Source organism: uncultured Anaerococcus sp. (assembly GCF_963510915.1).
Lineage (GTDB): Bacteria > Bacillota > Clostridia > Tissierellales > Peptoniphilaceae > Anaerococcus.
The window spans coordinates 1-6,790 of the sequence record NZ_CAUPHG010000081.1 but is presented as its reverse complement, the minus strand read 5'-3'; the positions used below and the strand labels follow the sequence as shown (position 1 = coordinate 6,790).

Genomic DNA, 6,790 nt, shown 5'->3' with positions numbered 1-6,790 from the left:
CGGCCCTAAGAGGCAAACTTTGAGAGAGAACCCTATGATGATGTGACGATAGTTATTCATAATTTGCAACAGCACCTTATGAGAGTATATGAAATAACATTTTTAACTAGCTGCCTTGGCAGTTCTCGCCTCTAGGTCAATGGCCTTGAGTCGATTTTCTTTAATTTCCTTTTTCCTATTATATTCGTGAAGGATTAATGATATTGTAACTATGGCATAGGATATAAAGGTCCTTAAAAATTCACCAACCATGGCATCTCCTGTCACTTCCTTTCCAGCAAGTGGCATGATTATGAACATCAAGTGAAAGAGAGCTGTACCTATAATGGCATTAACTATAGAGGCCTTTAGTATTGATGCTCCCCCTACAAGGAGGGCTGCAGCTGCATATAAAGCTGCCTGGTCTAGACCTGCATAAGTTGCAAGAGTGCCGATATTTTGAAGGTAGATTAACTGACCAAAGGCTGCAAGAACTGTTGAGTAAACAATAGATTTTACCCTAATCTTATCAGCATTTAAGCCTGAGTTGTTGGCTACATCTTGGTCAAGACCGACAGCTCTCATGTTTTGTCCGAGCTTAGTCTTTTTAAAGTAGGTTATGAAAACACATAAGATTCCTATTATAAAAATAGTTAGAACTGGCACATCAAATTTTATTTGATCCTTACCTAAAGGTATTTGAATCCTGTATTTCAAAGCATTATCAAGAGCACCTGCTGTTGTAAGTGTAATAGAGTTTTTAATTCCAACTCCTGAAGATAAGAGCATTGACTTATCCCTAATTGGAATAATAGTACCTGTGAAAAACATGATCACAAGCATATAAACACCAAGCATAAAAAATGAAAGCATCATAGATGTAATCATCTCTCGACCCTTGGCCCTGTTTAGGACATTGCCCGAAAATAAACCAAGGACAATAGCAATTGGAAAAGCAATCACAGCCGCCACTGCTATACCCAGGAGGCCTGTAAAGCCTAAATCTTGGGAGAAAATTAAACCTACCTGGGCAGCCATGGCGCCTAGTGGAATACCAAAGTTTATACCCATACCAGCAATGATTGGGATAATCAAACTTAATACTAAGAAGGTATTACGAACAAGCCTATTTGCAAGCTCGCTTGTAATAAATCCTAGCTGGGCACCACTAAGGATGTAACCCACCAAGCAAATTACCATAAACATTACAGGAACAAGGTGTCTGGTTGAAAATTTATTTTTAATCATTGTCAATCCTCCTTGTGAGGGCGTAAACTATCATTCCATTTGTTATGATAAGTCTCATAACTTCTGAAACATCTATAGACAAAAGTCCATTTATAACTGTAGGGGTAAGAGTTATTACCCCTTGGAATAAAAGGGTACCTATGATTACATGACTAATCTTTGCCTTATTCAAAGTCGCTCCTCCAATTAGGATTGACGCGACAGTCTGAAAGGTAAAGGATGCTGGTGCTTGGTAAAGCTGGATAAAACCATAGGATTGCTGGTAAATAACTATACCCATAGCTGCGATTGCTGTTGAAAGAACAATAGCTTTAAGTCTTACTTTTTTAATATTAATACCACTCGCTTTAGCGTATTCGTAATTAGAGCCTACTACAGACATGGCAGTACCTGTCTTTGTCCTAAAAAGTCCCCAAACAAGGATGGCCATGATAGCAAAAAATAAAAGCATACCGATAGGAATCCTGACTCCAAAAAGATCAAAGGCCAAAAAATCTGAAAGAAGTCCTACAGAATTTACTCCTCCTGTAGCACTTTCAACATTTTTCATCCAATAATCAGAAACGGGGATTTGCTGACGAAGACCGCTTCCCCCATAGGATAGGACTGAAACCGGGTTTTTGAAAGGTAAAAATACATAGGCTATACACATAAAGGCTGTGAATGAAAATCCAACATAAGTTGAAATCAACATCTCGTCACCAATAATTTTATTAAGCAAGATGCCATAGAAAAATCCAAAAATCACCCCAATAAGAGCTCCGATAGCCATGGCAAGAAAGATTCCTCCAAAGCCTCCTACATTAAATTCTAGGGAAATAACCGCTCCAAGAATTCCAGCTACAATTCCTATTGGAATACCGAAATTTAGTCCACATCCCGCTTCAATCATTGGTATCAAAGATAGAACTAGGATGGCAAACATACCAAATCTTGCAATTACGTTTTCTAGAGAGCTTTTTACGCTAATACCTGCGGCAGGGGCTGCTATAAATAAGCTTAGCAAAAATAGGGCAATGATAAATCTTGCTATACCAACTTTTGAAACAAAGTCTTTAATTTTATTCATTTCCTAGCTCCTCTCCACTCATTAACAAACCAAAATCCTCCGCACTGGCATCAGGGTCAAGGACTCCTACGATTTTACCCTCGCAGACAACTCCTATCCTATCGCATACTGACTGTAGTTCTTCAAGTTCTGATGAAATCATAATTATAGTTGTGCCATCTTCTCTGTTGGCTTTTTTAAGAGAATCAAGAACAAGTCTTTTAGCCCCGATATCAATTCCCCTGGTTGGTTCAGATACAAATAATAAATCTGGATCCATTGAAAAAGCCTTGGCTAGGCACACTTTTTGTTGGTTTCCACCAGAAAGCCTACCCACAAGTTCGCCTGGCCCTTGAGTTTTAATGGCAAGACTGTCTATATATTTATTAGCATTTTCTAAAATCGCCTCATCATCCCTAAATTTAAAAGCAAAAATTTTCTTGATAAACTTATCAAAAACTTCCATGGCGTTAAAGGCAATATTTAGGGCAATATCTTCGCCGAGCAAAAGCCCAACCCCACGCCTGTCTTCGGATACAAAGGCGATTTTTTTCTTCAAAATAGAACTTGTATCAGCTAATTTTAGCTCTTCGCCATTAAAGAAGGCTCTTCCCTTTACTGGGTAGGTTCCCAGGATACCATTTGCTATCCCAAGTTTGCCTTGACCAGCAAGACCAGCTAAGCCAAAAATTTCACCACGTCTTACCTTAAAATTAGCATCATAAACCATCTCACCTGGCATTTCTACATAAAGATTTTGGGCCTCAAAGATAATATCATCTTCATTGATTTTCCTTTGATCATCATCTACATAGGCTGACCTATTTGACTTGCCCATCATCCATCCTGCAATTTGCTTAATGTTAAGGCCTGCTGCCGGCTTATCTTCAACAATTTCCCCATCTCTAAGGACTATTACCTTATCGCAAAGTTCTAGGATTTCTCTTAGTCTATGCGAAATAAAAATAATAGCTATGCCCTTGGCAGCAAGTTTTTTTAGGGAAGAGATTAGAATATCCGCTTCACTTTCAGTCAAAACTGCTGTTGGCTCGTCCATAATCAAAAGTTTGATATTTTCCCTCTTAATTTCCCTGGCAATTTCTATAAATTGCTTGTGACCAACAGGTAGTTCGCTCACATATTCCTTTGGATTTAAGTCCACTCCTAGCTTATCTAAGGTTTTCTCTGTATCTCTTATATTAGCCTTGGCATCTATTAGCTCATAGCCCTTGCCAAAGATAGCTGACATCGGTGTCTTTTTGGTATTTTCCATATTCAAAGTCACATTTTCAGCAACAGTAAAACCTGGTATGAGAGAAAATTCCTGGTGGACCATGCCTATTCCCGCCTTTAGAGCGTCGATTGGATTTTTGAAGTTGATTTTTTCCCCATTTAGGATTATCTCTCCCTCATAACCACCAGTATTTTTAATAAATTCCATACCAAATATAATATTCATTAGGGTAGACTTACCAGCCCCATTTTCTCCAACAAGACCTACAACTTCACCCTCATCGATAGTAAAATTTACATTTTTTAAAACATTATTTTGACCAAAGCTCTTACTCAGGCCCCTAATTTCCATTAACATCTATAACTCACTTCTCTTTTACTTAGCAAAGCCTAAGCAGGATCGAAAACTTCCACTGCTTAGGCCAAAATTTTATTCGAATTTACCTTCGGATTCTTTTTGCTTTTCAACCATATCTTCAACGTTTACGTTGATCTTTCTGTACTTATCGTCAACTTTTTCTTCTGTCATTCCTAGGTAGCCCTTTCCAAATACATAGGTATCTTGGGCAACTAGGGCGTAGTTTGGAAGTTCCTTACCGTCTTGCATATTGATCATCTTAGAAACAACCCACTTAGCTCCAGCTGTTTCACTTTCAAAGGCCTTTTTAATATCATCAGGATTATTTATATCAGCCTTGCCATTTAAAACATCTATAACTAGGTCAACAGCAGCAACTGTACTGGTATATCCAAGTGAATATGCCCATGTACCCATTCTGTCTTTACCACCTTTTTCGATTACAACTTCTTCTACTCTCTTTAGGATTGCTGGCCAATCGCCTGCTATATCATCAAGGCCTATAGAGAAAGCTGATGGATAACCCATGATTGGGCTTGGAAGGTCTGGTTCAACAAAGATTGCTCCGCCTGCAGCAACACCTCTTAAAAGTGGTTCTGTAAGGGCATCGTTAGTTGTGAAAAATGCTGTATCTTTGCCATATTTTTCAATCCATGGGCCTATATTTTCAGCTAGGTATTGTTGGGCACCTGGTGTACCAATATCTGTTGTAGGGTCTGGGGCGTTTAAGGAAATAAATTCCATGCCTAGGTCCTTACAAGCTTCTTCCATGATAGCACGTCTTATAGCAAGAGTTTCAATTGCCATATGCCTTGGGAAAGTGATGTGGGCAAATTTCTTAGCGCCCATCTTTTGAGCAGCTTTAATCATCCTGTAGCCCCTAGAAATATTATCAGCATCCACAACTAGGTCTGATACATTAGAAGTCATGAGGATGTCTTCTTGTGGAGTTAGGTTTACAAGGATAATATCAGGTCTAGATTTTCTAATATCTGTGAAAGCTGCAGTTGTACCTGGTACTGATTGGTTTACAATAATTGCCTTCATTTTTGGATCATCAGCCATAGCCTTAATCTTAGAAATTGTTGTTTCCATTTCAGTTTCAATTTTATCTGGGTATGTATCGTGAACGATTATTCCACCTTCAGAAGCCTTGCCATATTTTTCCATGGCAGCCTGAGCACCACGGAACTCATCCTCACTTTGAGATACTGTAGAACTTACAATTCCTATATGGAAGTCTTCACCTTCTTTAAGCTTTTCAAACTGAGCTTTGTTATTTACGGCTACTTCTGCCTTATCTTTGTTATTTCCATCTTTTGACTCAGCCGCTTCTTGCTTAGGTTCGTTATTTGCCGCCTTGTCATCTACTTTCTGACATCCAACTAGGCCCATAAATACAAAAGCCAGTAAAAATACAGATGTCACCTTCTTCATAATTGGTTTCATTTGTTACTCCTTTATCATATTATAGTGATAATTATATACTCGCTTTATTACATTGTCAAATGTATTCAGTAAAATCTTTTGCAATTATTTTTATCAAGTCTTGATTTCTAAATATTGTTATCATTTTCCTAGAAATAAAATTTTTTTAATTTCTCAAATAAAAAAACTCCAAAATCTAGGATTCAGATTTTAGAGTTTCTTTTAATTTGAAATCTATATAATTTACATAAAAAGCAACAAGAACACCAAGCAAGGTATCAATAACCCTGTTTAAGGCGAATTCAAAAGGCACAAGATCCCCTGCATGGTTTATTGTAACCGATAAAAATACAATTCCAGCAATAGAAACTGCTTCTTTTTTATTTATCATTGACATAACCCAAATAATTATTGTAACCAAGATAGCAATCACAAATAAGTCTACAATTTCTGGAAATTTTTCATCTGGAAAGGCCAAAAGATAGATAAGACCCATTGTTCCACCAAAAAGAGTTCCAATTATCCTGCCTAGGCCCTTGTGAAAGGTTTGGTGGACATTTTGTTGCATGCAGATAATGGCTGCAATCGCTGAATAAAAGGCGAGGCCTTCACCAGGTCTGTAGTGAGAAATTATCATCGATATCAAAACTGCAAGACCAGTTTTCCTTATCCTTGGTCCAGGAAATTTTAATCGCATAGAATTGCCCTTAGATAGTCATAAAAACTTTCTTCATTGACCTTGTTTACCATGTAGGCCTTTGGCCTTGATTCAGTCCTTTCTAGAATTTTTTCATCAAAATTAATTTTAAGTCCTGCTTCTTCGAAGATAAAAGCTTCTGGCCTTTGGGACAGGTAGAGAAGTAGAGCGCCTATTAGTGGCTCCCCGTCGTAGGATTTCAAAAGTTTTTCCATTTGAGGATGAGTTTTGATTATGGTTGTCAAATCTTTTTCTTCTAAGGTAAAATTATTAGCAAATTTTTGGTCAATGGCAAATATTTCTATGCCTGAAGATAAAATTAGGTCAAGGTCTGTCAAATCTTCTTTTGATAATTTTTTTAAGTCTGGGATAAATAAGAAAATATGGTCCACAAAGTCAATAAAATCATCAAACTCACGGATGGCCTTGGCTATATTTCCCAAATCTCCACTTGCTATTATATCAAGCCTTCCACAGTCACTTGCAAGGTCATAAAGATTTTCAAAAGCATCTACATCTTCTAGATAATCAGCTACAGGCGTAAAAATTTCTTCATCAAAGTTTGATTCTAGGTCATCATAATTTTTAGCCACGCTCAAATAAAGGTCTGCATTATTGACAAGACCTAAAATATTTTCACCAGCAGCTGCACTTGACATATAAGACTTGTTTGAAGATAGGCCTACAAGTTCAAAATTGAAAGAATCTAGGGCCATTTTTACAAAAAGTCCATCAGCTGAACTGAAATTTGTATCTATATAAATAAAGGGTTTTTGATATTCCATAATTCTTCCTTTCT

General features: G+C 37.4%; 6 protein-coding genes. All 6 read right to left on the bottom strand.

Translation table 11 applies throughout. The features are described 5' to 3' along the window. Nucleotides 1-102 precede the first annotated feature (102 nt). A complete protein-coding gene (locus tag RQ893_RS07105; RefSeq protein ID WP_311482355.1) occupies nucleotides 103-1,227 on the bottom strand; it encodes an ABC transporter permease subunit in 1,125 nt (374 codons plus the stop codon). After that, nucleotides 1,220-2,296 (bottom strand): ABC transporter permease subunit, encoded by a 1,077-nt coding sequence (locus RQ893_RS07100; RefSeq protein ID WP_311482354.1) that lies wholly within the window; start codon nucleotides 2,294-2,296, stop codon nucleotides 1,220-1,222. Before RQ893_RS07100 ends, RQ893_RS07105 begins: the two co-directional genes overlap by 8 nt. Next, nucleotides 2,289-3,866 (bottom strand): sugar ABC transporter ATP-binding protein, encoded by a 1,578-nt coding sequence (locus RQ893_RS07095; protein ID WP_311482353.1) that lies wholly within the window; start codon nucleotides 3,864-3,866, stop codon nucleotides 2,289-2,291. Before RQ893_RS07095 ends, RQ893_RS07100 begins: the two co-directional genes overlap by 8 nt. 72 nt (nucleotides 3,867-3,938) lie before the next feature. Further along, nucleotides 3,939-5,315, bottom strand: coding sequence for a DUF3798 domain-containing protein (locus RQ893_RS07090; RefSeq protein ID WP_311482352.1), 1,377 nt, complete (start codon nucleotides 5,313-5,315; stop codon nucleotides 3,939-3,941). Nucleotides 5,316-5,490: 175 nt separating this feature from the next. Further along, nucleotides 5,491-5,991 (bottom strand): FUSC family protein, encoded by a 501-nt coding sequence (locus RQ893_RS07085; RefSeq protein WP_311482351.1) that lies wholly within the window; start codon nucleotides 5,989-5,991, stop codon nucleotides 5,491-5,493. Then, the coding region (locus tag RQ893_RS07080) for a nucleoside hydrolase (RefSeq protein ID WP_311482350.1) at nucleotides 5,982-6,790 on the bottom strand (809 nt) is incomplete at its 5' end. The genes RQ893_RS07085 and RQ893_RS07080, both read right to left, overlap by 10 nt.

Bases quoted from the DNA above. Each gene is read 5' to 3' on its own strand.
- RQ893_RS07105 (WP_311482355.1), bottom strand. From the start codon at position 1,227: ATGATTAAAAATAAATTTTCAACCAGACACCTTGTTCCTGTAATGTTT.
- RQ893_RS07100 (WP_311482354.1), bottom strand. From the start codon at position 2,296: ATGAATAAAATTAAAGACTTTGTTTCAAAAGTTGGTATAGCAAGATTT.
- RQ893_RS07095 (WP_311482353.1), bottom strand. From the start codon at position 3,866: ATGTTAATGGAAATTAGGGGCCTGAGTAAGAGCTTTGGTCAAAATAAT.
- RQ893_RS07090 (WP_311482352.1), bottom strand. From the start codon at position 5,315: ATGAAACCAATTATGAAGAAGGTGACATCTGTATTTTTACTGGCTTTT.
- RQ893_RS07085 (WP_311482351.1), bottom strand. From the start codon at position 5,991: ATGCGATTAAAATTTCCTGGACCAAGGATAAGGAAAACTGGTCTTGCA.